This is a genomic window from Curtobacterium sp. MCBA15_013, from assembly GCF_001865095.1.
GTDB lineage: Bacteria > Actinomycetota > Actinomycetes > Actinomycetales > Microbacteriaceae > Curtobacterium.
Map to the genome: position 1 here is coordinate 1 of NZ_MJGQ01000062.1, position 200 is coordinate 200.

Consider the following 200-nt stretch of genomic DNA (forward strand, 5'->3'; position numbering starts at 1 on the left):
GCAGTGCGAGCCGGAGGGCCCGCAGCCCGTAGTGCAGCCGCGACTTCGCGGTGCCCTCGGGGATGTCGTGTCGTCGGGCGATCTCGGGGACCGTGTGTCCGAGCCAGTAGGCGTCCACCACCACCCGACGGTGGTCGGGGCTGAGCGAGGCGAGGGCGTCCGCGACGACGATGCGGTCGAGGACGGCGTCGGTGCGGTCC

General features: G+C 73.5%; 1 protein-coding gene. It reads right to left on the reverse strand.

The window, feature by feature from the left end:
- Positions 1–200, reverse strand: a 200-nt coding sequence (locus BIV01_RS16955; RefSeq protein WP_302847435.1) for a sigma factor-like helix-turn-helix DNA-binding protein, incomplete at both ends; no start/stop codon positions are given.